We start from the raw sequence: 24,563 nt of genomic DNA on the forward strand, positions 1-24,563 counted from the left end.
TGGTCGTCACAGCCGTGCCAACGTCTCGTCGAGGATTGGTCACGGAACGTTCCGCGCGGGTACCGTCGATCCACGCCAACGAGGGCACGCACGCGCAGGCCCAGCAGGCCCATCCAGCGCAGTCGCCGACGACCGGACGCCGCGGGACATCCCCGTCACCCGGGAGTCGCAGGAGAGGAACACCATGTCGGACGTCGTGACCGCCCCGGTCCAGCTGATCGTCGACGGACAGTCCAAGGACCTGCCGATCGTGACCGCGACCGAGGGCAACGACGGCATCGTCGTCTCCTCGCTGCTGCGCGACACGGGCCTGGTCACCGTGGACCCCGGCTTCATGAACACCGCGTCCTGCGAGTCGCAGATCACGTACATCGACGGCGACCAGGGCATCCTGCGCTACCGCGGGTACCCGATCGAGCAGCTGGCCGAGCACTCCACGTTCCTCGAGGTCGCGTACCTGCTCATCCACGGTGCGCTGCCCACGCCCGGCGAGCTCGACGCGTTCGAGGAGCGCGTCAACCGCCACACGCTGGTGCACGAGGACTTCCGCACGTTCATGGGGACGTTCCCGCGCCACGCGCACCCGATGGCCGTCATGGCGTCGGCGATCAACGCGTTGTCCACGTTCTACCCGGAGTCGCTGGACCCGTTCGACCCGGAGACCGTCGAGCTGGCCACGGTGCTGATCCTGGCCAAGACGCGGACCATCACGTCGTACGTGCACCGCGCGTCCAAGGGCGAGCCGCTGCTGTACCCGGACTACTCGCGCGGGTACGTCGAGGACTTCCTGCGGATGACGTTCGCGGTGCCGTACCAGCAGTACGAGGCGGACCCGGTCGTCGTCTCCGCGCTCGACCAGCTGCTGATCCTGCACGCCGACCACGAGCAGAACTGCTCCACCTCGACCGTGCGCATCGTCGGCTCCAGCCAGGCCAACCTGTACGCGTCGGTCGCGGCCGGCATCAACGCGCTGTCCGGCCCGCTGCACGGCGGCGCCAACGAGGCCGTCCTGAAGATGCTCACGGAGATCCAGGCCGACGGCGGCGACGCCACGAACTTCATGAAGCGCGTCAAGGACAAGGAGCCCGGCGTCCGCCTCATGGGCTTCGGGCACCGCGTCTACAAGAACTACGACCCGCGCGCGGCGATCGTGAAGAAGAGCGCCGACTCCGTCCTGTCCGCCCTCGGCGGCAACGACGAGCTGCTCGACCTCGCGATGGGCCTCGAGGAGATCGCGCTCTCCGACGACTACTTCATCTCCCGCAAGCTGTACCCGAACGTCGACTTCTACACGGGGCTCATCTACAAGGCGATGGGCTTCTCCGAGGAGATGTTCACGCCGCTGTTCGCGCTGGGCCGCATGCCCGGCTGGATCGCGCAGTGGCGCGAGATGATGACGGACCCGCAGACCAAGATCGGCCGTCCGCGGCAGATCTACACGGGTGCCGTCTCGCGCGACTACACGGAGCTGGACGCGCGGTAGCGCGCAGGCGGCACTGCCCCGCTAGCTCGCGAGGGTCAGCCGCACGGTCCCCGCGGGCGCGGGTGCCTCCGACGGTGCCCAGGTGCCCGCGGCGCGGTCCCAGGTGCGGTCGGCGACGGTCACCGACGTGAGCGCGAGCGGGTCGGCGACGGAGACGGCCCACTGCGCGACCGCCCAGTCGAGCCGGGTGCGGTCCTCGGGGGCGCCGAAGGCCGAGGTGTCGACGAGCAGCGCACCGGCGTCGCCCGTCGCCACAGGCAGGCCGCCGAGGTCACGCTGTACGCGTGCCACGACCGCGTCGGCCGACGCGACCGCCGGGTCGGGGTCGTGCAGGTCGCAGGTGAGGGTCGCGGGGGACCACCCGGTCAGGGCTGACGCCCACGCACGTGAGCGCGTCTCGTGCTGCGCGTACGCGTCGGGGAACCCGGACCGCTGCACCGCCTGCGCGGCCTCGGTGACGGGCAGGTTCTCGTAGCCCTCGATCGCGACGAGGCCGTCGTAGAAGCGCCCGGTGGCGTACACGGGATCCTGGACCTGCTCCGCGGTGCCCCAGCCCTGCGACGGGCGCTGCTGGAACAGCCCGAGGCTGTCGCGGTCGCCGTGCGTCACGTTGACCAGCTTGGACTCCTGCAGCGCGGTGGCCAGCGCGATCGTCACCGCACGGGCGGGCAGTCCGCGCTGGACGCCCGTGGCCGCGATCAGGGCGGCGTTCTGCGCCTGGTCGGGGCTGAGTCGCCAGCGGGTGCCGTCGAGCTCCGCGACGCACTGCTGCGCCGCGGGCGGCGGCGGGCTCAGACGGTTCAGGGCGACGACCACGCCGACGGTCCCCGCGACCAGCACGGCGACGGCCGCGACGACGGCACAGCCGGCCCGTCGTGCCCGCCGTGCCCCCCGGCGTCGAGCACTCACTCGTTGGCGTGCAGCGTGGCGTTGAGCTGCACGCCCGAGCCCGCGCGGGCGACCGCCTCGACGCCGCCGGTCAGGGAGTTGCGACGGAACAGCACGCCGTCGCGACCGGCCAGCTCACGGGCCTTCACGACGCGCGGCGAGTCCTCGAAGCCGACGAGCGCGACCTTGGTGCCCGCCGTCACGTACAGCCCGGCCTCGACCACGCAGTCGTCGCCGAGCGGGATGCCGACCCCGGCGTTGGCGCCGAGCAGGGTGCGACGCCCGATGGACACGACCTCGCGGCCACCCCCGGACAGGGTGCCCATGATCGAGGCGCCGCCGCCGATGTCCGACCCGTCGCCGACGACGACGCCCGCGGAGACGCGACCCTCGACCATCGACGTGCCGAGCGTCCCGGCGTTGAAGTTCACGAAGCCCTCGTGCATGACGGTGGTCCCGGCGGCGAGGTGCGCTCCGAGGCGGACCCGGTCGGCGTCGGCGATGCGCACGCCGGACGGCAGGACGTAGTCGACCATGCGCGGGAACTTGTCGACGCCGAAGACGGTGACCGGGACACCCGTGGCGCCGCGCAGACGGCCGCGGGTCTCCTCGAAGCCCTCGACGGCGCACGGTCCGCGGTCGGTCCACACCACGTTGGGCAGCGCCCCGAACAGCCCGTCGAGGTTCTGCCCGTGGGGCTGGACCAGGCGGTGCGAGAGCAGGTGGAGGCGCAGGTAGGCATCGGCCGTGTCGGCCGGCGGTGCGTCCAGGTCGATCACCGTGCGGACGACCTCCACGCGGACGCCGCGGGCCTCGTCGACCCGCGCCGATGCGGTCAGCGACGAGGGCGCGGACGCGGCGGGATCGGGTGAGCCCAGGGCGGGAGCGGGGTACCAGACGTCGAGCGTGGTGCCGTCGTCGGTCACCGTGGCCAGGCCGAAGCCCCAGGCCGTCCGTGCAGTCATGGCGACAACCCTAGGTCACCGCGAGGGCGGGCTAGGGTCGCGTCGTGGACACCACCCTGGACCTCTCGTCGGACCTCGTCTCGCTCACCCGTGCCGTGTGCGACCTCCCGTCCGTGAGCGGCGACGAGCGCGCGCTCGCCGACGCGATCGAGTCGGCCCTCACGAGGTACGCGCACCTGGAGGTGCTCCGCGACGGTGACGCGGTCGTGGCCAGGACGAACCTCGGCCGGTCGTCGCGCGTCGTGATCGCCGGCCACATCGACACCGTGCCGATCGCCGACAACCTGCCCACGCGCCTCGTGGGGGAGGGTGCGCAGGCGGAGCTGTGGGGTCGCGGCACCGTCGACATGAAGGCCGGCGTCGCCGTGCAGCTGGCGCTGGCGGCGGAGCTGCGCGAGCCGACGCGCGACGTGACGTGGGTGTTCTACGACCACGAGGAGGTCGCCGCCGAGCTCAACGGCCTCGGTCGGATCGTGCGGGAGCACCCGGACTGGGTGGCGGGGGACTTCGCGATCCTCGGCGAGCCCACGAACGGCGGCATCGAGGGCGGCTGCAACGGCACGCTGCGGGCCGAGGTGCGGCTGGTGGGGGTCGCCGCCCACTCGGCGCGCGCGTGGATGGGCCGCAACGCCATCCACGCCGCCGGCGAGGTCCTGCGCCGGCTCGAGGCGTACACGCCCGCCGAGGTCGAGGTCGACGGGCTGGTCTACCGGGAGAGCCTCAACGCGGTGCTCGTCTCGGGCGGCACGGCGGCGAACGTCATCCCGGACTCCTGCGTCGTCACGGTGAACTACCGCTTCGCGCCGTCCGCGAGCGTCGCGCAGGCGTCTGCCCACGTCCGCGAGCTGTTCGACGGGTACGACGTCGAGATCGTCGACGCCGCACCCGGTGCGCGGCCCGGGCTGGACGACCCGGCCGCGCAGGAGTTCACGCGGGCCGTGCTGGAGATCACGGGCGGTGCCCCCGCGGCCAAGTACGGCTGGACCGACGTCGCCCGGTTCTCCGAGCTGGGCGTGCCCGCCGTGAACTTCGGGCCTGGGGACCCGCTGCTGGCCCACAAGGACGACGAGCGGTGCGTCGTCGGCCAGATCACCGTGGTGCACGCGGCGCTTCGCGACTGGCTGACCGCCTGAGGTGAACGGCGGGTGTCGACCGGGGGAACCGTCCGTCACGGTCCGTCCGGCCGACCTAGAGTCGGGCCATGAGCGACGACGGCGTGTCCGCCCCGGGGCACGGGTACCGCAAGGGCCCGGTCCTGCTGCGCGGTCAGCAGATCCCCACCACCACCTCCGACCAGCGCCTCCTGTCCGGCCCCGGCGACGCCGAGTGGCTGCGGGGTGACCCGTGGCGGGTCATGCGGATCCAGAGCGAGTTCGTCGAGGGCTTCGGGGCGCTCGCGGAGGTCGGCCCGGCCGTCAGCGTGTTCGGCTCGGCGCGGGTCCCGGTGGACCACCCCGACTACGCCCTCGGCCGCGAGGTCGCGCGCCTGCTGGTCGAGGCGGGGTACGCCGTGATCACCGGCGGCGGTCCCGGGATCATGGAGGCGGCGAACCGCGGGGCGCTGGAGGCCGGTGGGCTGTCCGTCGGGCTCGGCATCGAGCTGCCGTTCGAGCAGGGCATGAACGACTACGTGGACCTCGGCGTGAGCTTCCGGTACTTCTTCGCGCGCAAGACGATGTTCGTGAAGTACTCCGAGGGCTTCGTGGTGCTGCCCGGCGGCTTCGGCACGTTCGACGAGCTGTTCGAGGCCCTGACCCTGGTGCAGACGCACAAGGTCATCAGCTTCCCGATCGTGCTGGTCGGCCGCGACTACTGGCAGGGCCTCGTCGACTGGGTGGGCAGCACGGTGAAGGACCGCGGCATGATCTCGGCGGCCGAGCTCGAGATCCTCAAGGTCGTCGACACCGCGCAGGACGCCGTCGACCTCGTGCTCGAACGAGGGGCCGAGCTGCGTGCCGAGGAGCAGGCGGCGGCTGCCGCGACCGCCCACGCGCAGCAGGCTGCCGAGGACTCCGCGCGGTGAGCACGCCGCCGGCCGGCGCGCCGCTGCGCCTGCGGGGCCGCTGGATCGCGCCCGGCCGGCCGGTGGTCATGGCCGTCGTCAACCGGACGCCGGACTCCTTCTACGCCGCGGCACGGTTCGACGACGCGTCCGCCGACGACGCCGTCGCGCGGGCGGTCGACGAGGGTGCGGACATCGTCGACCTGGGCGGGGTGCGGGCGGGCCGGGGGCCGCGGGTCGAGGCCGCCGACGAGATCCAGCGGGTGATCCCGCTGGTCAGACGCGTCCGCGCGCGCCACCCGGACCTGGTGATCAGCGTCGACACCTGGCGAGCGGAGGTGGCGCGGGCGGCCGCCGACGAGGGCGCCGACCTGGTCAACGACACGTGGGCGGGCCACGACCCTGCCCTGATGGAGGTCGCCGCCGAGCGGGGTCTGGGGATCGTGTGCTCCCACACGGGTGGTGCGCGGCCGCGGACTGACCCGTTCCGCGTCGAGTATGCGACGGCCGACGGCGGCGACCCCCTCGACGGGGTGGTCGACGACGTCGTGCGCACGGTGTCGACGGCCGCGGCACGTGCCGTGTCGCTCGGCATCGACCCGGCGAGCGTCCTGGTGGACCCGACGCACGACTTCGGCAAGAACACGTGGCACTCGCTGCACCTGGTCCGGCGCACGGAGGCACTGGTGGCGCTGGGCTTCCCGGTGCTCATGGCCCTGTCCCGCAAGGACTTCGTGGGGGAGTCCCTCGACCTGCCCGCGGAGGAGCGGCTCGAGGGCACCCTGGCGGCGACGTCGGTCGCCGCGTGGCTCGGTGCACGGGTGTTCCGGGCGCACGACGTGCGCGCGACCCGGCGCACCCTCGATATGGTCGCCACCATCCGCGGGGACCGTCCCCCGGCACGGACGGTCAGGGGGCTGGCGTGAGCGAGGTGCAGGAGGTCGGGGACGTCGTCGACGAACCGGCGGCGGAACCCCCCAGCGGCCTGTGGGCGTGGGCGGTGAGCCGGCCGTGGTGGGTCCAGGTGCTCCTCGTGTACGCGGCAGCCCGGCTGTTCACCACGGCGGTGTTCCTGTGGGTCGCCAGCGTCCAGGGCCAGAACGCGTGGACCGGCGAGCACCCGGACTACTTCCCGTACGTCGGCCTCATGTTCGACGGCTCCTGGTACAAGAACGTCGCCGAGAACGGCTACCCGGCCCAGCTGCCTGTGGGCGCGGACGGTCTGGTCCAGCAGAACGCCTGGGCCTTCTTCCCGCTGTTCCCGATGCTCGCGCGCGGGCTCATGCTGGTCACGCGGGCACCGTGGGAGGTCGTCGCCCCGCTGCTGGCCCTCGTCCTGGGTGCCGGCGCGATGCTCGCCATCCACCGGACGGTCGTGCGGGGCGCCCCTCGAGCTGTCGCCGCCCGGCCCGGCCTCCCGCTGGCGACGGTCGCCCTGGTCAGCGTCTTCCCGACGGCGGCCGTCCTGCAGGTGGCCTACACCGAGGCGCTCGCACTGCTGCTCGTCGCGAGCGCCCTGCTGCTGCTCCTGCGTCGCGACTACGGGTGGATGGCGCTGGTCGTCGTCGCGCTGGGGTTCACGCGGGCGGTGGCGCTGCCGATGGCCGTCGTCGTCGTCGCGCACGCCGCAGTCCGGTGGTGGTCGTCGCGCCGCGGGGACGACACGTTCACCTGGCGCACGGGCACCGGACTCGCGGGCCTGACGCTGCTCGCCGCGGCGTCCGGCTTCCTCTGGCCCGCGATCTGCGGGTGGGTCACGGGCATCCCGGACGCGTACCTGCAGACGCAGGAGTCGTGGCGCGGCGTCCGGGAGGTCGCGCCGTTCGGCGGCTGGTTCTACGTGCCCCAGTTCTGGTTCGGCTCCCGGGCCCTGCTGGTGGTGAGCCTGTCCTTCGCGCTCGTCATCGCGGTGCTCGTCGTTCCGGCCGCCTGGCGCCTGGGCCGGGAGCTGCACGCGTGGGCGGCCGCGTACATCGTGTACATCGCCGCGGTCGTGGAGCCGGGCAGCAGCCTGGCGCGGTTCCTGCTGCTCGCGTTCCCGCTGGCGGCCGTGACCGCGGGCGTGGTCACCCGCCCCCCCGTGGCGCGGCGCTGGTGGTTCGGTGCCGTCGTGGTGCTCATGCTCGGCCTGCAGGTGCTGTGGGTCCGCCAGATGTGGCACGCGAACCCGGTGGCGGACTGGCCACCGTGATCGGTGCCGCTGTTGGACGTTCGTCCGATCAGTGGGCTGACCGGCATCCGGACAGGTGAGGGGCCTCGGGTGAACTAGGATGGACACCGGACAACCGGTAGACGAGGCCGACGTGGTGTGCGCCAAAACGCCCCCACGAGCCGCGCGCCGGACGCACGAGCGAAGGAGAGGCCCCGCATGGCCGCGATGAAGCCGAGGACCGGTGACGGCCCGCTCGAGGTCACGAAGGAGGGGCGCGGCATCGTGATGCGCGTCCCGCTCGAGGGCGGTGGACGGCTGGTGGTCGAGCTCAACGCGACCGAGGCCGCGGAGCTGGGTGAGGCTCTGACGTCCGTCGTCAGCTGACGATGGCACGCTCGAGCACGAGGTCGTCGATCGGTCGCACCCCTCCCGAGGTGACCGTCGACGGTGGCAGCATCGCGACGACGACGCTGCTGACTGACGGGTCGACCGACGCGGTCGCCGTCCCTGTGGCCCCGGCGCGCACGGGTGACGACGCGCTGCGCCCGCTCCAGGGCACGGCCGAGGCCGCGGCACGCTACGGCGTCGACCTGGCCGAGATCGGTGAACGAGCACGGCTGACGGGTGCGGCGGGCGAGATCTACGTCCTGCAGCTGCCCCGGCCGGTCGGCTCGTCCGTGACGCTGCCGTGGTCGGGGCTCCCGCCGCGGCTGGTGCTCGTCGGGGTCGGCTCGGGCAGGCCCGCGGACCTGCGGCGTGCCGGTGCTGCGCTCGCCCGGTCCTCCCGCGGCCTGCGCCGGGTGGTCACCACCCTCGGCGCCGAGGCCCACCAGGACGACTCGGCGGCCGCCACGGCCGCGCGCGCCGTCGCTGAGGGCTACCTGCTCGCCGCCTACGTGCCGCCGACCGCGTCGACGTCGGACGGCCCGTCCCGCGAGGCCGCCGAGCTCGTCCTCCTCGGCCGCGACGGCATGCGTCCCGCCGCGGCCGTCTCCGAGGGGCGCACGGCCGCCACCGCGACGTGGCTGGTCAGGGACCTGGCCACCACCCCGTCCAGCACCAAGACGCCTGCCTGGCTCGCGGACCAGGCCAAGCGACTGGCCACCAGGGCAGGGCTCGAGGTCACCGTCCGGAGCACCCGGGAGCTCACGGCCGAGGGTTTCGGGGGCATCCTCGCGGTCGGCGCCGGGTCCGCCTCGTCGCCGCGCCTCGTGACGGTCTCCTGGACGCCGCCGACCGCCGGGGGCCGGCACGTCGTCGTCGTGGGCAAGGGGATCACCTTCGACACGGGCGGCATCTCGATCAAGCCGCGCGAGGCCATGGTCCCCATGAAGACGGACATGACCGGTGCCGCGGTCGCGCTGGCCACGGTGCTCGGGGCAGCCGCAGCGGGGGTCGCGCACCGGGTCACGGCCGTGCTGCCGCTCGCGGAGAACCACTTCGGCGGTGCGTCCTACCGCCCGGGAGACGTGCTGACGATGTGGGACGGCACCACCGTCGAGGTCGCCAACACCGACGCCGAGGGGCGCCTGGTCCTGGCCGACGCGCTGGCCTGGGCGGACGCCACCCTCGACCCCGACGTGCTCATCGACGTCGCCACGCTCACGGGCGCCGCCTCGCTCGGGCTCGGCAAGCAGTACGCCGCCCTGTACTCCGGGGACGACGAGCTGGCCGACGCGCTCGCGGCCGCCGGCGACGCGTCCGGCGAGCTGGCGTGGCACATGCCGCTGGTCGAGGAGTACGAGGAGGCCGTGTCCTCGCAGGTCGCCGACCTGCGGCACGTGCCCGTCGACAAGCACATCGGCGGTGGATCGATCACCGCGGCCCTGTTCCTGCGGCACTTCGTCGGCACGCGCACCTGGGCCCACCTCGACATCGCGGGTCCCGCACGCGCGACATCGGACAAGCACGAGGTCACCGAGGGTGCGACGGGCTTCGGCGCCCGCCTCCTGCTCCGCTACCTCGACGACCTGCGCTGAGGGCACCCCGCGCCGCTCTGGCGACGGCGCGGGGTGCCGATCAGGGTCAGAACGGGCAGCTGGAGCTGGCGTCCGACAGCGCGGTCCCGGACGGGGTCGGGCACAGGAACTGCGTGTAGCGGGTGTCGTTGTCGACGAACCGCTTGAGCCACGCGATCGAGTTCTCGGCGATCGTCGTGTTGGAGGTGTTCGGCGCGAAGTGGCTCGCTCCGCGCAGCTCGAGATAGGTGCGCGGCGTCGACGACGGGAGCGTCTGGTAGAACGGCTTCGCGTGCGACGCGACCGGCGCGATCGTGTCGTTCTGGGCTCCGATGACCAGGGTCGGGGTGGTGATCTCCGGCCACGTCTTGTCGACGTTCCACGGGGTCAGCGGGATCGCCGCCTTGAGGGACGGGCGGTCCTTGGCGGCCTCGAGCGTCCCGCCGCCGCCCATCGAGTGGCCGACGACGGCGACGCGGGAGGCGTCGATCCGGCCGGCCACGGCGCTGCGCTGGGTCAGGTAGTCGGCGGCCGCGAGCAGCTGGTCGCCGCGGGACGCCGGCTGGTCGTAGACCGTGATGGTGTCGATGGTGAACACGACGAAGCCCTGGGACGCTATGCGCGGCCCGAGCCACGCCATGCTCGACTGCCGGGCGGTGTAGCCGGGGGCGACGACCACCGCGCCGAACGTGCCCTGGGACTGGTCCGTCGGGTAGTAGACGGTGCCGCCGCCGAAGCCGCTGACGCCGTAGCGCGAGACGGAGGTCTGCGAGACGGCGAACGAGCCGCGGGCGGCCTGGATGCTCGACCGCGTCGGGTCGGGGCCGCGCTGATAGGGGTTGTCGGCGGCGGCCGCAGGGTTCGCGATGCCGGCGATGCCGCCGACGACGAGGGTGGCGCTGAGCACGGCGGTCGTGGCGGTACGGCGCCACTGGGTCAGAGATGTCACGTCGTTGTGTCCTCTCGGTGGTGCCCCGCCGACCGGTGACGCACGGGGCGATGGTGGGAGATGGCCTCCTTACGACACAAACCGACCGGTCGGTTTTGCAACCTAGCACCGAGATGCCCATTTGTCATGGATTTCCTGTGACGTAGTCATGGCGTCCGGCAACCGGCGCCGCTGACCTGCACGGACGCCACGCACCCGGGGCGCCGTCGAGAAGGGCGGCAGGACGTGCCTAGCGCTTGACCGCCACCAGGAGGCCGTCGCCGACGGGCAGGAGGGACGGGAGCAGGCGGTCGTCGGCGCGCACGATGCGGCCGACCTCGCGGATGGTCGTCGTCGTCTCGTCGCGACGTGCGGGGTCCGCGACGCGGTCGTGCCACAGGGCGTTGTCGACCACGAGCACCCCGCCGGGGCGCAGCAGGCGCACAGCCTGCTCGACGTAGCCGCGGTAGCTGTCCTTGTCGGCGTCGATGAACACCAGGTCGTAGCCGCCGTCGGTGAGCCGTGGCACCACGTCGAGCGCGCGGCCCGAGATCGTGCGCGTGCGGGTGGGCTTGACGCCCTCCTCGGCGAACGCCTCCTTGGCGGCACGCTGGTGCTCGACCTCGAGGTCGATCGTGGTCAGGACGCCGTCCGCCGGCATCCCGCGCAGCAGGTAGAGGGAGCCGACGCCGGTCCCGGTGCCGATCTCGACGACCGCACGGGCCGCCGCGGCCGCGGCGAGCACGCTCAGCGCGGCGCCCGCGCCCGGCAGCACCGGGGTGCACCCCAGCTGTGCAGCACGCTCGCGGGCGCGCAGCAGGATGTCGTCCTCCGGCAGGAACTCCTCGCAGTAGACCCAGCTCTGGGCCTTGTCGGTGGAGATGGTGGCCTCCCGGGGCGCGACGACGTGGTGGTGCAACGGTCGTCGGCCAGCGTAGTCGGCTGCCCTCGGAGGGTGCGGGGGCGCGCGCGGTCCGCTACGGGCGGAACTTCTCGCCCGCTGCAGGCGTTCCTAGCGTTCGAGGCTCACAGGTCTACCTGGGACACTGGGGCACGATGTCACGCACCGAGGAGACCAGCCCTGTGGCCAGCCAGCCCACCCAGCCCGCCGCCTGGCAGGCTCCGTCGTGGGAAGAGATCGTCCGCGACCACTCCGCGCGGGTGTACCGGCTGGCGTACCGCCTCACGGGGAACAAGCACGACGCCGAGGACCTCACGCAGGAGACGTTCGTGCGCGTGTTCCGCTCGCTGCACTCCTACACGCCCGGCACCTTCGAGGGCTGGCTGCACCGGATCACCACCAACCTGTTCCTGGACCAGGCCCGTCGCCGCCAGCGCATCCGGATGGACGCCATGGGGGAGGACGCCGAGCGGTACGCCTCCGGTGACCAGCTCGGCGCACCGGAGCGGGCCTTCGAGCACGGCAACCTCGACCTCGACATCCAGCGCGCGCTCGACCAGCTGCCCCCGGAGTACCGCGCGGCCGTCGTGCTGTGCGACATCGAGGGACTGTCCTACGAGGAGATCGCGGTGACGCTCGGCATCAAGCTGGGCACCGTCCGCTCCCGCATCCACCGTGCTCGCGCGCGGCTGCGCGTCTCCCTCGAGCACCGCGCGCCGTCTGTCGCCTCCGACTCCGACGTCTCCCCGCTGACGGTCCTCGGATGAGCCACCTCGGGTCGCGGATCAGCGCGCTGGTCGACGGGCAGCTCTCGGTGCCGGACACCGAGAAGGCCCTCGCGCACGTCGCCGTCTGCCCCGAGTGCTCCGCCGAGCTGGCCGCCTCCCGCGCCGCGCGCCGCGCCCTGGCCTCCGCCGACGAGGTCACGCCGAACCCCGACCTCACCGCGCGGCTGCTCTCGCTGGCGGGCTCGCCGGAGACCGACCCGTTCGCGGGCGACCCCTTCGCCCCACCCGTGCGGCAGTCGCGGGACGAGCTGGCCTCGTACGGCGTGGCCAGCGGTGGCCTGGGATCGCGCGGCTGGCGGAGCAGCCCGCTGCGCGGAGACGTCGGTCACCGGCGCTCGTCCGTCCGGATCGCCGCGGGCTCGATGGCGGGTCTCGGCGCGGTGGCGGCGATGCTCTTCGTGCTCGGCGAACGTCCCGACGTCGTGCCCACCGTGCACCCCGGCGTCGACCTCGGGCTGCTCGGGCAGGCGACCACGCAGGACCCGGACGCACCGGACCCGCTGGTCGACACGAGCTCCTGGCCCGTCGCCGACGGCTCCGCGGACGCCTCCCACCAGACCGTGGCGTGGCTGCGCTCGCACGCCTGGTCCTTCCCGGCCGAGCTCCCCGACGGCTGGACCGTGACGGCGGTGCGCTGGTCCGGCGACGAGTCGCGGGTGCTCGAGGTCGACGTGACGGGTGCCGACGGGACGTCTCTCGTCGTCACCGAGCAGCAGGGGCGGCTCGAGACGAGCGCGCTCGCCGGGGCGCCCACCAGCGAGGTCGGCGGGCGACAGGTGTACGTGCTGTCGTTCGAGCCGTGGCACGTCGTGTGGCAGGCCGACGGCACGGTCGTCCAGGTGGTCGGCTCGCAGTCGTCCGGCTCCGCCGAGACACTTGTGGGAGCCTTTCCTGGCGGCGCCTTCGACGACGGCGTACCGGCGCGGATCACGCGCGGGTGGGACACCGTGACAGGAGCGCTCGAACGGCCATGACGAACCCCGACGACGGTCAGCCCGTCGCGGTGCCCGCCGGTCAGGACCCCGAGCAGGCCCCGGCCAGCCCGTTCGCCTCGCCGTCCGGCCGCCGTGAGCTGCCCCCGACACCGCCGACACCCACCCCGGACCAGGCGCCGTCGACCGACGCGTCCCCGGCCGACGGCGACGTCACGCCGGCGTCGGCCGCCGCCCCGACTGCGCCCGCCGCGCCGACGCCCCCCGCGCCGCACCCGCCGGGGACCCACTGGTCGGTGCCGCATGGTTCCGTGCCGAGCTTCGCCCCGCCGTCGCCGTCCGTCCCGTCGAACCCGTACGGGCCGGTCGTCCAGCAGCCCGTGCCGGCGCCGTGGGCAGGGATCCCGTACGTCACGACCGGCACGACGGCAGCCGCCGAGCCGCTCCCCGGTCAGCCCGGTGTGCCGCACACCGTCGTCCTGCACCGCAAGCGGCGGCGCACGCTCTCCGCGGCCTGGGTCGTCCCGCTCGTGATCATCGCGCTCGCGGCGGGCGCCGTGGGTGGCGTCGTGGGGTCGCGGCTCACGGAGGACGACCATCTCGCGGACGCGGGGCTGCCCCTCGCTCCCGTCGGAGCCGGTCCGGTGGAACGGGCGCCGGGCTCCGTGGCGGGCATCGCCGCCGGGGTGCTGCCGAGCGTGGTGTCCATCCAGGTCGACGGCCCTGAGGGCAGCGCGACCGGGTCGGGCTTCGTGCTGCGGGGCGACGGCTACCTCGTCACCAACAACCACGTGATCGCGCAGGCCGACGGGGCCGCGTCCACCACGATCACCGTGACGTTCGTCGACGGCAGCGAGCAGGACGCGTCGATCGTCGGTCGGACCGCCGACTACGACCTCGCCGTGCTCAAGGTCGACGCCGACGGCCTGACACCGCTCCTGCTCGGCGACTCGGACGCCGTCGTCGTCGGGGACCCCGTCGTCGCCGTCGGCGCGCCGCTCGGTCTGGCGGGGACGGTCACGACGGGCATCGTCAGCGCGCTCAACCGGCCGGTGTCCGCGGGCGAGGCCACCGAGTCGGACGACCAGGCCTTCATCAACGCGATCCAGACGGACGCCGCGATCAACCCCGGCAACTCCGGCGGTCCGCTGGTCAACGCGGCGGGCGAGGTCATCGGGATCAACTCGGCGATCGCGCAGCCGCCGGGGTCCCTGTCGATGGTCGGCGGCAGCATCGGTCTCGGGTTCGCGATCCCCTCGAACCAGGTGCGTCGCACGGCGGCCCAGCTCATCGAGACGGGCAGCGCGACGTACCCGATCATCGGCGTGCTGCTGGACCAGCGGTACTCCGGTGAGGGCGTGCAGGTCTCGACGGACGTGCAGGACGGCAGGCAGCCGGTCACCGCCGACGGACCGGCCGAGCGTGCCGGGATCCACCCCGGTGACGTCATCCTGGCCATCGACGGGCGGCCGGTGACGGACCCGGACGAGCTGATCGTCGCGATCCGCGCACGCACCCCCGGAGACACCATCGTGCTGCACGTGCGCAGCGGCTCCAGCGAGCGTGACGTGCGCGTGAAGCTCGACGAGTCGCCCACCGGCTGACGTCGGCGGGCCTGTGGATCGCGGCCCGCGAGGCTCAGTCACGGGGGGTACTCTGACCCGGTGTTCGGGATCAACGGCGGTGAGCTGCTGGTGCTGCTCGTCGTCGCCGCGCTGGTCATCGGCCCCGAGCGGCTCCCCGGCTACGCCGAGCAGCTCGGCCAGTGGGTGCGCCGCGGCCGCCGGTTCATCCGGGACGCGAAGGCGCGCGTGGACGAGGAGCTGGGCGACGAGGTCGGCGACGTCGACTGGGCGGCGCTCGACCCCCGCAAGTACGACCCTCGCAGGATCGTGCGGGACGCGCTGCTGGAGGACGACGAGCCGGTACGGCCGGTGAGCACGCCCGCCACCCGGCCACGCACGGGCGCCGCCGCGGCCCGTGCAGCGACCGGGGGTGCCGCGGCCACCGCCGCAGCCGGCACACCTGCTCCGACCCCCTACGACGACGAAGCCACCTGACCGGTCCCGACCCGTCCCCTCCCCGGGAGCGCCGGCACGCCGGCCCTCCCGCCCTGACAGAATGGTCCGATGGTCTTGGCGCCGCACCAGTCGCGCATCTTCTCGGGGATGCAGCCCACGTCCGACTCGCTCCAGCTCGGCAACTACCTGGGCGCCCTGACCCAGTGGGTCGCGCTCCAGGAGGAGCACGACGCCATCTACTGCGTCGTCGACCTGCACGCGCTGACGGTGAGCCCTGACCCGTCCGTGCTGCGTGACCGCACCCGCCGCACGGCGGCCCAGTACCTGGCGGCGGGCGTGGACCCGGACCGCTCGATCCTGTTCGTGCAGTCGCAGGTGCCCGAGCACGCCGAGCTCGCCTGGTTGCTGTCGTGCCACACCGGGTTCGGCGAGGCCAACCGGATGACGCAGTTCAAGGACAAGTCCGGCAAGCACGGGACCGAGGGCACGACGGTCGGGCTGTTCACCTACCCGGTGCTCATGGCGGCGGACATCCTCCTGTACGACACGACGCTCGTGCCGGTCGGGGAGGACCAGCGCCAGCACCTGGAGCTGACCCGGGACCTGGCCCAGCGGCTGAACTCGCGGTTCGGTGCGGACACGGTCGTCGTGCCCGAGCCGCACATCGTCAAGGCCACCGCGAAGATCTACGACCTGCAGGACCCGACGGCCAAGATGAGCAAGTCGGCGGAGAGCCCCAACGGCCTGATCGAGCTGCTGGACGACCCGAAGGTCGTGGCCAAGCGGATCAGGTCGGCCGTGACGGACGCGGAGCGCGAGATCCGGTTCGACCCCGAGGGCAAGCCCGGAGTCTCCAACCTGCTGACCATCTACTCCGCGCTGACCGGCCGGGACATCCCCGCGCTGGAGGCCGACTACGCGGGCAAGGGGTACGGCGACCTGAAGGTCGACCTGGCGAACGTCGTCGTCGACTTCCTCACGCCGTTCCAGGCCCGCGTGCACGGCTACCTCTCCGACCCGGCGACCCTCGACGAGATCCTGTCCGACGGCGCGGACCGCGCCCAGGAGCTCGCCCGCGGCACGCTCGAGCGCCTCTACGACCGCAGTGGCCTGCTGCCGCGTCGGTCGCGCGCCCGGGTCGGCGCGTGAGGCTGCCGGATCGATCCGGCAACCAGGTCCGGATCGGCGTGGCCATCACCGTGCCGGAGCCCTACGGCTCCGTGCTGCAGGCGGCGCGCGCCCGGTTCGGGGATCCGTGGGCGGAGTTCATCCCGCCGCACATCACGCTGCTGGGGCCGACGGTCATCGAGCACGACGAGATCCTCCCGGTCGACGAGCACCTGGCGGCCGTCGCGGAGCAGCACGCGCCGTTCGTGGTGACGCTGCGCGGGACGGCGACGTTCCGGCCCGTCTCGCCCGTGGTGTTCGTCCGGGTCGTCGAGGGGGTGGCGGGCTGCGAGGGACTCGAGGGCAGCGTCCGGTCGGGCATGCTCGCCCAGGAGCTCCGGTTCCGGTACCACCCGCACGTGACGGTCGCCCACGAGGTCCCCGACGACCAGCTCGACGCGGCGTTCGTCGGTCTGGCCGACTTCGACGCCTCGTTCGTCGTCGACAGCTTCCACAGCTACGCGCACGGTGACGACGGCGTGTGGCGGCCCGCACGGGACTTCACCCTGACCGGACCGCCCGCAGATGCCGGGGTCAGCGCCTCGACCTAGGGTCGGGGAATGACGGCTGACCGCACCTCCGGGAAGGACGCCACGGGTCCTGCCGCGGGAGCGGGAGCGGCGCACGCACGTGCGGTCGCGACGGCCCCGGACCCGGCCGAGCCGGCGCCCAAGCCCTCGCTCGTGGGGCGGGCGAAGGCGCTGTTCGCGTGGTGGCAGCACACCCGGCCGGCGCGGGCGAACGCGCGGTTCGGTGCCCGCGGTGGAGGCGTGCTCACCGGCGGCATCGCGTACGCGGCGCTGTTCTCGGTGTTCGCCGCGCTGACCATCGGCTACACGATCTTCATGGCTGTCCTGGGCAGCAACGACGAGCTGCGCCAGAAGGTGCTGGACGCGGTGAACGAGTCCCTGCCCGGCCTCATCAAGACCGGTGACGGCGCCGGCATGATCGATCCCGACTCCCTCGTGCTCAGCGGCAGCCTCACCGTGACCGGGATCGTCGCGGTCGTCGTGCTCCTGCTCAGCGCGATCGCAGCGATGGCGGCCCTGCGCCTCGCGGTCCGGGCGATGTTCGCCCCGGAGACCGGCGCGGGAGCCGGTGGCAACGCGGTGCTCGGCAAGGCGCGGGAGCTGGGCGGGTTCGTCGGCATGGCCTTCGCGGTGCTGCTGTCCGCGGTGCTCACGACCGGGGTGGCCAGCGCGGCGTCGTGGGTCCTCGACTCGCTCGGCTGGGGTGGCTCGACCACGGTCGTGCTGCGGGTGGTCGGCATCCTCGTCGTGTTCGTCGTCGACGCGGCGATCTTCCTGCTCGTCGTCACCGTGCTGGCGGGCGAGCACGCGCCGTGGAAGGACCTGCGCCGAGGTGCGGTCATCGCCGCCGTCGGCATCGGGGTCGTCCGCATCCTCGGCACGGAGGTGGTGGCCGGCAGCGTGAACAAGAACCCGCTCTTCACGTCGGTCGCCGTCATCGTCACCCTGCTCGTGTGGGTCAACCTCATCGCCCGCATCGTCCTGCTCGCGGCGGCGTGGACAGCAGACCCCCCGTTCGTGGAGCCGGAACCGAACCCGGAGGAACCGGCGACCGCCACCTGACGTCGCAACGTCCGCGTCCTCTGCTCGCAGCGTCCGCAGATCCGGTCGTCAGGGCGCTCGATCGTGCGGACGTCAGGCCCGTGACGTCGCCTGTACCGGACGTGCGGGTCGCCCTAGGGTCAGCGCATGTCAGCCGAGGAGACAGGTCCCGCGATCGCGACCGGGCGGGCGCAGGTGCGTGCCGACGACGCGCGCGCCCGGCCCGCAGACCGTCCGTCGCTCGTCGCCCGGGGCAAGGCCCTGTTCCTGTGGTGGAAGCACACCCGACCCGGCCGGGCGAGCGCGCGGTTCCGGGCCCGCAGCGGGGGAGTCCTGTCCGGCGGGATCGCCTACGCGGCGCTGTTCTCGGTGTTCGCCGCCCTGACCATCAGCTACACGGTCTTCATCGCGATCCTCGGCGACAACGACGAGCTGCGCGAGAGGGTCCTCGTCGCCGTCGACACGACCTACCCACACCTCCTGGACACCGGTGACGGCCAGGGCCTGCTCGACCCGGAGTCCCTCGAGCTGTCCAGCAGCCTCACGCTCGCCGGCGTCGTGGCCGTCGTCGTGCTGCTGCTCAGCGCGGTCGCAGCCATGACGGCCCTGCGCAGGGCGGTGCGCGCGATGTTCGCGGCTGAGCTCGGCGGCAATCCGATGCTCGGCAAGGCGCGCGACCTCGGCGGGTTCGTCGGGCTGGTGTTCGCGGTGCTGCTCTCGGCCGTGCTGACCACGGGCGTCGGCACGGTGGCGTCGTGGCTCCTGGGCACCCTCGGGTGGGACGGTCTGACGACGGCCGTGCTGCGGGCGCTCGGCATCCTGGTCGCCTTCGTGGTCGACGCCGCGATCTTCCTGCTGGTGGTCAAGGTGCTGGCCGACGAGCACCCGCCGCGGCGTGACCTGCTCGGGGGTGCCGTGCTCGCGGCGTCCGGCCTGGCCGTCGTGCGGATCCTCGGCACGACGGTCGTCGCGGGCAGCGTGAGCAAGAACCCGCTGTTCACGTCCGTCACCGTGCTCGTCACGCTGCTGGTGTGGGTCAACCTGGTCGCCCGGATCGTGCTGCTCGCGGCGGCGTGGACCGCGGACCCGCCGTACGTCGACCCCGTGAGCCGGCGGAAGGACCCTCAGCCTGCCTGACGACGCAGGCCGACCACCGCGACGGCCGCGGTCAGCCCAGGGCGTCCAGCGCGGCGTGCAGGTCCGGCAGCCGCGACACGAGCACAGCCAGACGGGCGCGCGTGCTCGCAGGCTCACCGATCTCGCCCAGCCGCAGCATCCCCGGGTCGCCCGCCACCTGGGCCGCCGCGATGCGGTCCGCGGCGTCGGTCATGCGGACGACGGTGCGGTCGAGGACCGCGTGCGGGTCGAGGTCGCCGTAGCCGTCCGCGATGGACCGCAGGACGTGCGCCACCTCGGCGGCGTCCGCGTCGGGGAACAGCACGGCGCTGTTCCACGCGAACATCGCCACGTCGTCCAGCGGGATCCCGGGGCCGGCGACGTCCCAGTCGAAGACGCCGGCCAGGTCGTCGCCGTCGAACGCCATGTTGTACATCGCGCTGTCGTGGTGACAGACGATCTCCCCGGGCTGCAGCGCACGCTCGACGAACCGCCACCGTCGGCTCTCCCGCGGGAAGCCGGCGACGACCGCGTGGTACTCGCGCAGCCAGTGCATGGCCGACCGGACCTGCGCGTCGCTGAGCGTCTCCCGGCCGATGTCGAGCACCCGGCCGGGCAGGAACGTGAGGATCTCGCGGTCGCGGTCGTCGATGCCCAGGACGCGGGGGATGCGGGGGAGCCCGGCGTCCGCCAGGAAGTCGAGCAGCTCGTGCACGGCGGGCGTCCACGGGCCGGTCGGGCGGCGGACGGTGTCCCCGACGCGGACGGCCCCGCCGACGTTCCCGCCGGGCAGCGGGATCTCGTCGTCGGGGCCGTGGGTCACGACGGGCAGGCTACCCAGGTGCGGGCGGCGTCGCGAAGCTGAATGCCGAGGTCAGAAGGCGCGCGTGATCATCGCGCGCTTGACCTCTTGGATCGCCTTGGTGACCTCGATGCCACGCGGGCACGCCTCGGTGCAGTTGAAGGTGGTGCGGCAGCGCCACACACCTTCCTTGTCGTTGAGGATCTCGAGCCGCTGGGCGCCACCCTCGTCGCGGCTGTCGAAGATGAACCGGTGCGCGTTGACGATGGCGGCGGGGCCGAAGTACTGCCCGTCGGTCCAGAACACCGGGCACGACGAGGTGCACGCGGCGCAGAGGATGCACTTGGTGGTGTCGTCGAACCGCTCGCGCTGCTCGGCGCTCTGCAGACGCTCCTTGGTCGGCTCGTTCCCGGTGGTGATGAGGAACGGCATGATCTCGCGGTAGGACGCGAAGAACGGCTCCATGTCGACGACCAGGTCCTTGATCACCGGGAGGCCCTTGATGGGCTCGACGATGATCGGCTTGCTCGGGTCCAGGTCCTTGAGCAGCGTCTTGCAGGCCAGCCGGTTGCGGCCGTTGATCCGCATGGCGTCGGAGCCGCACACGCCGTGCGCGCAGGAGCGACGGAACGTCAGCGAGCCGTCCTCCTCCCACTTCACCTTGTGCAGGGCGTCGAGCACGCGGTCGGTGCCGTGCGCGCGGACGGTGAACTCGTCCCAGTACGGCTCCGGGGCGCCCGCGCCGTCGTCGGGGAGGTAGCGCCGGATCTTCAGCGTGACGTCGAAGGACGGGACGGCACCGACCTCGGAGACGGGAGCGTCGAGAGTCGCGGTCATCAGTACTTACGCTCCATCGGCTGGTAGCGGGTCATCGTGACGGGCTTGGAGCCCAGCACGAGCTGGTAGTCCTCGAACAGCGTGGTGTGCGCGAAGGAGCCCTTGTGGTCGCCGTCGCCCTCGGTGCCCCACAGCCGGTGCCCCTTGACGGGCAGCGGCCGCCGGTAGGCCATCGTGTGGCGCATGTAGTTCTTGTCGTCGCGGTCCGGGAAGTCCTCACGGAAGTGCCCGCCGCGCGACTCGTCACGGTTCAGGGCGCCGACGACGACGGTCTCCGCGATGTCGAGCAGGAAGCCCAGCTCCACGGCCTCCAGGAGGTCGGTGTTGAACATCTTGCTCTTGTCCTGGACGGACACGTGCCGGAACCGCTTGTGCAGGGCCTTGATGTCGTCGAGCGCCTGGGTCAGCGACTCCGACGTGCGGAAGACCTGGGCGTTCAGGTCCATGGTCTCCTGCAGGGCCTTGCGGATGTCCGCCACGCGGTCGCCGTCGGGACGCGTGCGGATCTCCTCCAGACCGGCGACGACGGTGGCCGCGGGGTTCTCGGGCAGCTCCACGAATGACGCGGTCTGCGCGTACGCGGCGGCGGAGATGCCGGCGCGCTTGCCGAACACGTTGATGTCGAGCAGGGAGTTGGTGCCCAGGCGGTTGGAGCCGTGCACGCTCACGCACGCCACCTCGCCGGCCGCGTACAGGCCGCGGATGACGTCGGTGGAGTTGCGCAGGACCTCGGCCTCGATGTTGGTGGGGATGCCCCCCATCGCGTAGTGGGCCGTGGGGTAGACCGGCACGGGCTCCGTGTAGGGCTCGATGCCGAGGTAGGTGCGCGCGAACTCCGTGATGTCCGGCAGCTTGGCGTCGATGTGCGCCGGTTCCAGGTGCGTCAGGTCGAGCAGGACGTAGTCCTTGTTGGGGCCGGCACCGCGGCCCTCGCGCACCTCGTTGGCCATCGACCGGGCGACGATGTCCCGCGGTGCCAGGTCCTTGATGGTCGGGGCGTAGCGCTCCATGAAGCGCTCACCCTCGGAGTTGCGCAGGATGCCGCCCTCGCCGCGCGCCGCCTCCGACAGGAGGATGCCGAGTCCCGCCAGGCCGGTCGGGTGGAACTGGAAGAACTCCATGTCCTCCAGCGGGATGCCGCGGCGGTACGCCAGCGCCATGCCGTCGCCCGTGAGGGTGTGCGCGTTGGAGGTCGTCTTGTAGATCTTGCCCGCGCCGCCCGTGGCCAGGACCACGGACTTGGCCTGGAACACGTGGATCTCGCCGGTGGCCAGCTCGTAGGCGACGACGCCCGAGACGTTCACCTCCTCGCCGTCCGGCACGTGGCCGGCCGCAAGGTCGTGGTCGACCAGGAGGTCGAGCACGTAGAACTCGTTGAAGAACTCGACGTCGTTCTTCACGCACTGCTGGTAGAGCGTCTGCAGGATCATGTGGCCCGTGCGGTCCGCGGCGTAGCAGGACCGGCGCACGGCCGCCTCGCCGTGGTTGCGCGTGTGCCCACCGAAGCGGCGCTGGTCGATCTTGCCCTCGGGCGTCCGGTTGAACGGCAGGCCCATCTTCTCCAGGTCCAGCACCGCGTCGATGGCCTCCTTGGCCATGACCTCGGCGGCGTCCTGGTCCACCAGGTAGTCACCGCCCTTGACGGTGTCGAACGTGTGCCACTCCCAGTTGTCCTCCTCGACGTTGGCCAGCGCGGCGCACATGCCGCCCTGCGCCGCGCCCGTGTGGGACCGCGTCGGGTAGAGCTTGGAGATGACGGCCGTGCGTACGCGCGTCGAGGACTCCAGGGCCGCGCGCATGCCGGCGCCGCCCGCGCCGACGATCACGACGTCGTACTGGTGGGTCTGCATCGGTGTCGATGCCTTCCTGTTGCTAGGGGATCGCTACGCCGTGCAGAACGAGGGCAGCAGGTCCGCCGGGGAGCCCGACGGGCACGGGTCGAACGTGAAGATGACGAGCGTGCCGAGCACGACGACGACGACGAACGCGAGGTACAGCGACGCCTTGAGCGCCAGCCGCACACCGTCGCGCTCCGCGTAGTCGTTGATGATCGTCCGCACGCCGTTGGTGCCGTGGATCATCGCGAGCCAGAGCATCAGCAGGTCCCAGACCTGCCAGAACGGCGACGCCCACTTGCCGGCGACGAAGCCGAAGTCGATCGCGGAGACGCCCTCGCCCGCGACCAGGTTCACGAAGAGGTGACCGAAGATCAGGACGAGGAGGACCACGCCGGACGCGCGCATGAACACCCAGCCGTAGAGCTCGGTGTTGCCGCGGGTGGTGAGGCGGGACGGGCGGGGCTTCGGGGGCCGCGGGGCCTTCGGGTCGGCGATGGTGGTCATCACTCGCCTCCGAACACGTGCATGAGGTGCCGGGGCAGGAAGCCGGCCATGGTGACGACGAACAGGCCCATCACGACCCAGAGCATCACGCGCTGGTACTTGGGGCCCTTGGCCCAGAAGTCCACGAGGATGATCCGGATCCCGTTGAACGCGTGGAACACGATGGCGGCGACGAGTCCGGCCTCACCGAGCCCCATGATCGGGTTCTTGTACGTGGCGATGACGTCGTTGTACGCCTCGGGGGAGACGCGCACGAGCGACGTGTCGAGCACGTGCACGAGCAGGAAGAAGAAGATGGCGACGCCGGTCACGCGGTGGGCGACCCACGACCACATGCCTTCCCGCCCGCGGTAGAGCGTTCCGGCCGGCACCTTGCGGGCGGCAGGCGCTGGGGGCGCTGCAGGCACTGGGAGGCCTCCCTGGCGAGTCAGAGGTTCGGACGACGGCGTCCTTGTCTCGTCAACTGTAGTGAACCGATCAGTACGCAACCCGTCGGCAGGGGCCCGCTGTGAGGTATTGCACAGCGCGGAGCAGGGTCTCGGGGCTCGCTACCCTGGCGCCCATGTCGATCACGATCCCCGGATTCCACGCCGTCGTCCCGGCCGGTGGAGCAGGCACGCGCCTGTGGCCCCTCTCGCGCGCGGGCCACCCGAAGTTCCTGCTCGACCTCACGGGATCGGGCCGCACGCTGCTGCAGGCGACGGTCGACCGCCTGCTCCCGCTCACGGGTGACGGGGGCGTGCTCGTCGTGACGGGGACGCGGCACGCCGAGGCGGTGGCCGCCCAGCTCCCCGAGCTCGGCGCGGCCCACGTGCTGGCGGAGCCGTCGCCGCGCGACTCGATGGCGGCGATCGGCCTGGCCGCCGCGGTCCTGCTCGAGCGGCACGGCGAGGACGTGGTCCTCGGGTCGTTCGCCGCCGACCACGTCATCGACGGGGCCGAGGCGTTCCAGCAGACGGTGCGCGAGGGCGTCGTCGCGGCACGGGCCGGGAACGTCGTGACCATCGGCATCGCCGCGACCGGGCCGTCGACCGCGTTCGGGTACGTCCGCTCCGGCGCGTCCCTCGGCCTGGCCGACGCCCCGAGCGTGACCCGTGCCGCCGGATTCACGGAGAAGCCCGACGCCGTGACCGCGAGCGCGTACCTGGCGACCGGCGAGTACCGCTGGAACGCCGGGATGTTCATCGTCCGGGCGCGGGTGCTCCTGGACCACCTGGCCGCGCAGCTGCCGACGTTGGCGGCCGGCCTGCAGCAGATCGCGGCCGTGTGGGACGGGCCGGACCGCGTCGAGGTGCTCGACCGGGTCTGGCCGGGCCTGACCAAGATCGCGATCGACCACGCCATCGCGGAGCCGGTCGCGGCCGCCGGCGGGGTGGCCGTCGTGCCGGGCGACTTCACGTGGGACGACATCGGCGACTTCGACTCGCTCGCGGAGCTCCTCACGGCCGACACGCTCGGCGACGAGGGCCTCGTGCTGCGCGTCGACGCCGACGGTGCCTTCGTCGTGCCGGGGACCGGGAGGACCGTCTCGGTGGTCGGGCTGCCCGGCGCGGTGGTGGTCGACACCCCCGACGCGGTGCTGGTGACCACGCGGGCACACGCGCAGTCCGTGAAGGCGGCCGTCGACGGGTGGCGGGCCCGCGGGCGCGAGGACCTGCTCTGACGGCGGACACCCTCCACCTGTCCCGACCGGCGCGGCTAGGGTCGAAG

25 protein-coding genes are annotated in these 24,563 nt (G+C 72.6%); 16 read left to right on the forward strand and 9 right to left on the reverse strand.

Annotation, left to right across the window (positions count from 1 at the left end; genetic code table 11):
* The first annotated feature begins 184 nt into the window (after nucleotides 1–184).
* Nucleotides 185–1,483 (forward strand): citrate synthase, encoded by a 1,299-nt coding sequence (locus tag ASD16_RS12930; RefSeq protein ID WP_055917746.1) that lies wholly within the window; start codon nucleotides 185–187, stop codon nucleotides 1,481–1,483.
* A 21-nt stretch (nucleotides 1,484–1,504) separates the two neighbouring features.
* Here the strand turns inward: ASD16_RS12930 and ASD16_RS12935 are convergent, their stop codons facing one another.
* Nucleotides 1,505–2,392: a hypothetical protein gene (locus ASD16_RS12935; protein WP_055917749.1), complete on the reverse strand. Its 888-nt coding sequence runs from the start codon at nucleotides 2,390–2,392 to the stop codon at nucleotides 1,505–1,507.
* Nucleotides 2,389–3,336 carry a 2,3,4,5-tetrahydropyridine-2,6-dicarboxylate N-succinyltransferase gene (gene dapD / locus ASD16_RS12940; RefSeq protein WP_055917751.1) on the reverse strand — a complete coding sequence of 316 codons (948 nt, stop codon included), beginning with the start codon at nucleotides 3,334–3,336 and terminating at the stop codon, nucleotides 2,389–2,391. The genes ASD16_RS12935 and dapD overlap by 4 nt, the downstream gene beginning before the upstream one ends.
* A 44-nt stretch (nucleotides 3,337–3,380) precedes the next feature.
* Here dapD and dapE point away from each other — a divergent pair, with 44 nt between their 5' ends.
* From dapE to ASD16_RS12965, 6 genes are all read left to right on the forward strand, one after another.
* A complete protein-coding gene (dapE, locus tag ASD16_RS12945; protein WP_055917754.1) occupies nucleotides 3,381–4,469 on the forward strand; it encodes a succinyl-diaminopimelate desuccinylase in 1,089 nt (362 codons plus the stop codon).
* Between the two features lie 68 nt (nucleotides 4,470–4,537).
* A complete protein-coding gene (locus ASD16_RS12950; protein ID WP_055917758.1) occupies nucleotides 4,538–5,359 on the forward strand; it encodes a TIGR00730 family Rossman fold protein in 822 nt (273 codons plus the stop codon).
* On the forward strand, nucleotides 5,356–6,264 hold the full coding sequence (folP, locus tag ASD16_RS12955; RefSeq protein ID WP_200942942.1) for a dihydropteroate synthase: 909 nt from the start codon (nucleotides 5,356–5,358) through the stop codon (nucleotides 6,262–6,264). Before ASD16_RS12950 ends, folP begins: the two co-directional genes overlap by 4 nt.
* Nucleotides 6,261–7,529 carry a hypothetical protein gene (locus ASD16_RS12960; RefSeq protein ID WP_055917761.1) on the forward strand — a complete coding sequence of 423 codons (1,269 nt, stop codon included), beginning with the start codon at nucleotides 6,261–6,263 and terminating at the stop codon, nucleotides 7,527–7,529. Before folP ends, ASD16_RS12960 begins: the two co-directional genes overlap by 4 nt.
* A gap of 177 nt (nucleotides 7,530–7,706) precedes the next feature.
* Nucleotides 7,707–7,874 (forward strand): DUF3117 domain-containing protein, encoded by a 168-nt coding sequence (locus ASD16_RS21455; protein WP_013772033.1) that lies wholly within the window; start codon nucleotides 7,707–7,709, stop codon nucleotides 7,872–7,874.
* Between the two features lie 50 nt (nucleotides 7,875–7,924).
* Nucleotides 7,925–9,469, forward strand: a complete 1,545-nt coding sequence (locus tag ASD16_RS12965; protein ID WP_369817975.1) for a M17 family metallopeptidase — start codon at nucleotides 7,925–7,927, stop codon at nucleotides 9,467–9,469.
* A gap of 46 nt (nucleotides 9,470–9,515) precedes the next feature.
* On the opposite strand, the gene ASD16_RS12970 is transcribed toward ASD16_RS12965, so the two are convergent.
* Nucleotides 9,516–10,397, reverse strand: coding sequence for a dienelactone hydrolase family protein (locus tag ASD16_RS12970; protein ID WP_055917767.1), 882 nt, complete (start codon nucleotides 10,395–10,397; stop codon nucleotides 9,516–9,518).
* 229 nt (nucleotides 10,398–10,626) lie between these two features.
* On the reverse strand, nucleotides 10,627–11,259 hold the full coding sequence (locus ASD16_RS12975) for an O-methyltransferase (protein WP_055918414.1): 633 nt from the start codon (nucleotides 11,257–11,259) through the stop codon (nucleotides 10,627–10,629).
* Nucleotides 11,260–11,432: 173 nt separating this feature from the next.
* Between ASD16_RS12975 and sigE the strand changes: the two genes are divergently transcribed.
* The 8 genes from sigE to ASD16_RS13015 all read left to right on the forward strand — a co-directional run bounded on the left by sigE (nucleotide 11,433) and on the right by ASD16_RS13015 (nucleotide 18,893).
* Complete coding sequence (gene sigE, locus ASD16_RS12980) at nucleotides 11,433–12,044, forward strand: RNA polymerase sigma factor SigE (RefSeq protein ID WP_055917771.1); 612 nt, start codon at nucleotides 11,433–11,435, stop codon at nucleotides 12,042–12,044.
* The gene (locus ASD16_RS12985; protein WP_055917774.1) at nucleotides 12,041–13,039 is read left to right on the forward strand and encodes a zf-HC2 domain-containing protein; all 999 of its coding nucleotides are present in this window, start codon (nucleotides 12,041–12,043) and stop codon (nucleotides 13,037–13,039) included. The genes sigE and ASD16_RS12985 overlap by 4 nt, the downstream gene beginning before the upstream one ends.
* On the forward strand, nucleotides 13,036–14,601 hold the full coding sequence (locus ASD16_RS12990) for a S1C family serine protease (protein ID WP_055917777.1): 1,566 nt from the start codon (nucleotides 13,036–13,038) through the stop codon (nucleotides 14,599–14,601). The genes ASD16_RS12985 and ASD16_RS12990 overlap by 4 nt, the downstream gene beginning before the upstream one ends.
* A gap of 60 nt (nucleotides 14,602–14,661) precedes the next feature.
* The gene (locus tag ASD16_RS12995) at nucleotides 14,662–15,057 is read left to right on the forward strand and encodes a twin-arginine translocase TatA/TatE family subunit (protein WP_055917780.1); all 396 of its coding nucleotides are present in this window, start codon (nucleotides 14,662–14,664) and stop codon (nucleotides 15,055–15,057) included.
* A gap of 69 nt (nucleotides 15,058–15,126) precedes the next feature.
* The gene (gene trpS / locus ASD16_RS13000; RefSeq protein ID WP_055917783.1) at nucleotides 15,127–16,167 is read left to right on the forward strand and encodes a tryptophan--tRNA ligase; all 1,041 of its coding nucleotides are present in this window, start codon (nucleotides 15,127–15,129) and stop codon (nucleotides 16,165–16,167) included.
* Nucleotides 16,164–16,736 (forward strand): 2'-5' RNA ligase family protein, encoded by a 573-nt coding sequence (locus ASD16_RS13005; RefSeq protein WP_055917786.1) that lies wholly within the window; start codon nucleotides 16,164–16,166, stop codon nucleotides 16,734–16,736. Before trpS ends, ASD16_RS13005 begins: the two co-directional genes overlap by 4 nt.
* A 9-nt stretch (nucleotides 16,737–16,745) precedes the next feature.
* Nucleotides 16,746–17,777 carry a YihY/virulence factor BrkB family protein gene (locus ASD16_RS13010; protein WP_055917789.1) on the forward strand — a complete coding sequence of 344 codons (1,032 nt, stop codon included), beginning with the start codon at nucleotides 16,746–16,748 and terminating at the stop codon, nucleotides 17,775–17,777.
* A gap of 126 nt (nucleotides 17,778–17,903) precedes the next feature.
* Nucleotides 17,904–18,893: a YihY/virulence factor BrkB family protein gene (locus ASD16_RS13015; RefSeq protein WP_055917792.1), complete on the forward strand. Its 990-nt coding sequence runs from the start codon at nucleotides 17,904–17,906 to the stop codon at nucleotides 18,891–18,893.
* Nucleotides 18,894–18,924: 31 nt separating this feature from the next.
* Here ASD16_RS13015 and ASD16_RS13020 read toward each other — a convergent pair whose 3' ends face one another.
* Genes ASD16_RS13020 through sdhC form a run of 5 tightly spaced genes read right to left on the reverse strand, consistent with a single transcriptional unit; the run spans nucleotide 18,925 to nucleotide 23,224 of the window.
* Nucleotides 18,925–19,695: an aminoglycoside phosphotransferase family protein gene (locus ASD16_RS13020; protein ID WP_235523272.1), complete on the reverse strand. Its 771-nt coding sequence runs from the start codon at nucleotides 19,693–19,695 to the stop codon at nucleotides 18,925–18,927.
* Between the two features lie 51 nt (nucleotides 19,696–19,746).
* A complete protein-coding gene (locus ASD16_RS13025) occupies nucleotides 19,747–20,511 on the reverse strand; it encodes a succinate dehydrogenase iron-sulfur subunit (RefSeq protein WP_055917799.1) in 765 nt (254 codons plus the stop codon).
* Nucleotides 20,511–22,361 carry a succinate dehydrogenase flavoprotein subunit gene (gene sdhA, locus ASD16_RS13030; RefSeq protein ID WP_055917801.1) on the reverse strand — a complete coding sequence of 617 codons (1,851 nt, stop codon included), beginning with the start codon at nucleotides 22,359–22,361 and terminating at the stop codon, nucleotides 20,511–20,513. The genes ASD16_RS13025 and sdhA overlap by 1 nt, the downstream gene beginning before the upstream one ends.
* A 33-nt stretch (nucleotides 22,362–22,394) precedes the next feature.
* Nucleotides 22,395–22,853 (reverse strand): succinate dehydrogenase, hydrophobic membrane anchor protein, encoded by a 459-nt coding sequence (gene sdhD, locus ASD16_RS13035; protein ID WP_055917804.1) that lies wholly within the window; start codon nucleotides 22,851–22,853, stop codon nucleotides 22,395–22,397.
* Nucleotides 22,853–23,224 (reverse strand): succinate dehydrogenase, cytochrome b556 subunit, encoded by a 372-nt coding sequence (gene sdhC / locus ASD16_RS13040; RefSeq protein ID WP_369817984.1) that lies wholly within the window; start codon nucleotides 23,222–23,224, stop codon nucleotides 22,853–22,855. The genes sdhD and sdhC overlap by 1 nt, the downstream gene beginning before the upstream one ends.
* Nucleotides 23,225–23,415: 191 nt before the next feature.
* Here sdhC and ASD16_RS13045 point away from each other — a divergent pair, with 191 nt between their 5' ends.
* Nucleotides 23,416–24,516, forward strand: a complete 1,101-nt coding sequence (locus ASD16_RS13045) for a mannose-1-phosphate guanylyltransferase (RefSeq protein ID WP_055917810.1) — start codon at nucleotides 23,416–23,418, stop codon at nucleotides 24,514–24,516.
* The last annotated feature ends 47 nt before the right edge of the window (nucleotides 24,517–24,563 follow it).

Source organism: Cellulomonas sp. Root485, assembly GCF_001426705.1.
Taxonomy (GTDB): domain Bacteria; phylum Actinomycetota; class Actinomycetes; order Actinomycetales; family Cellulomonadaceae; genus Cellulomonas.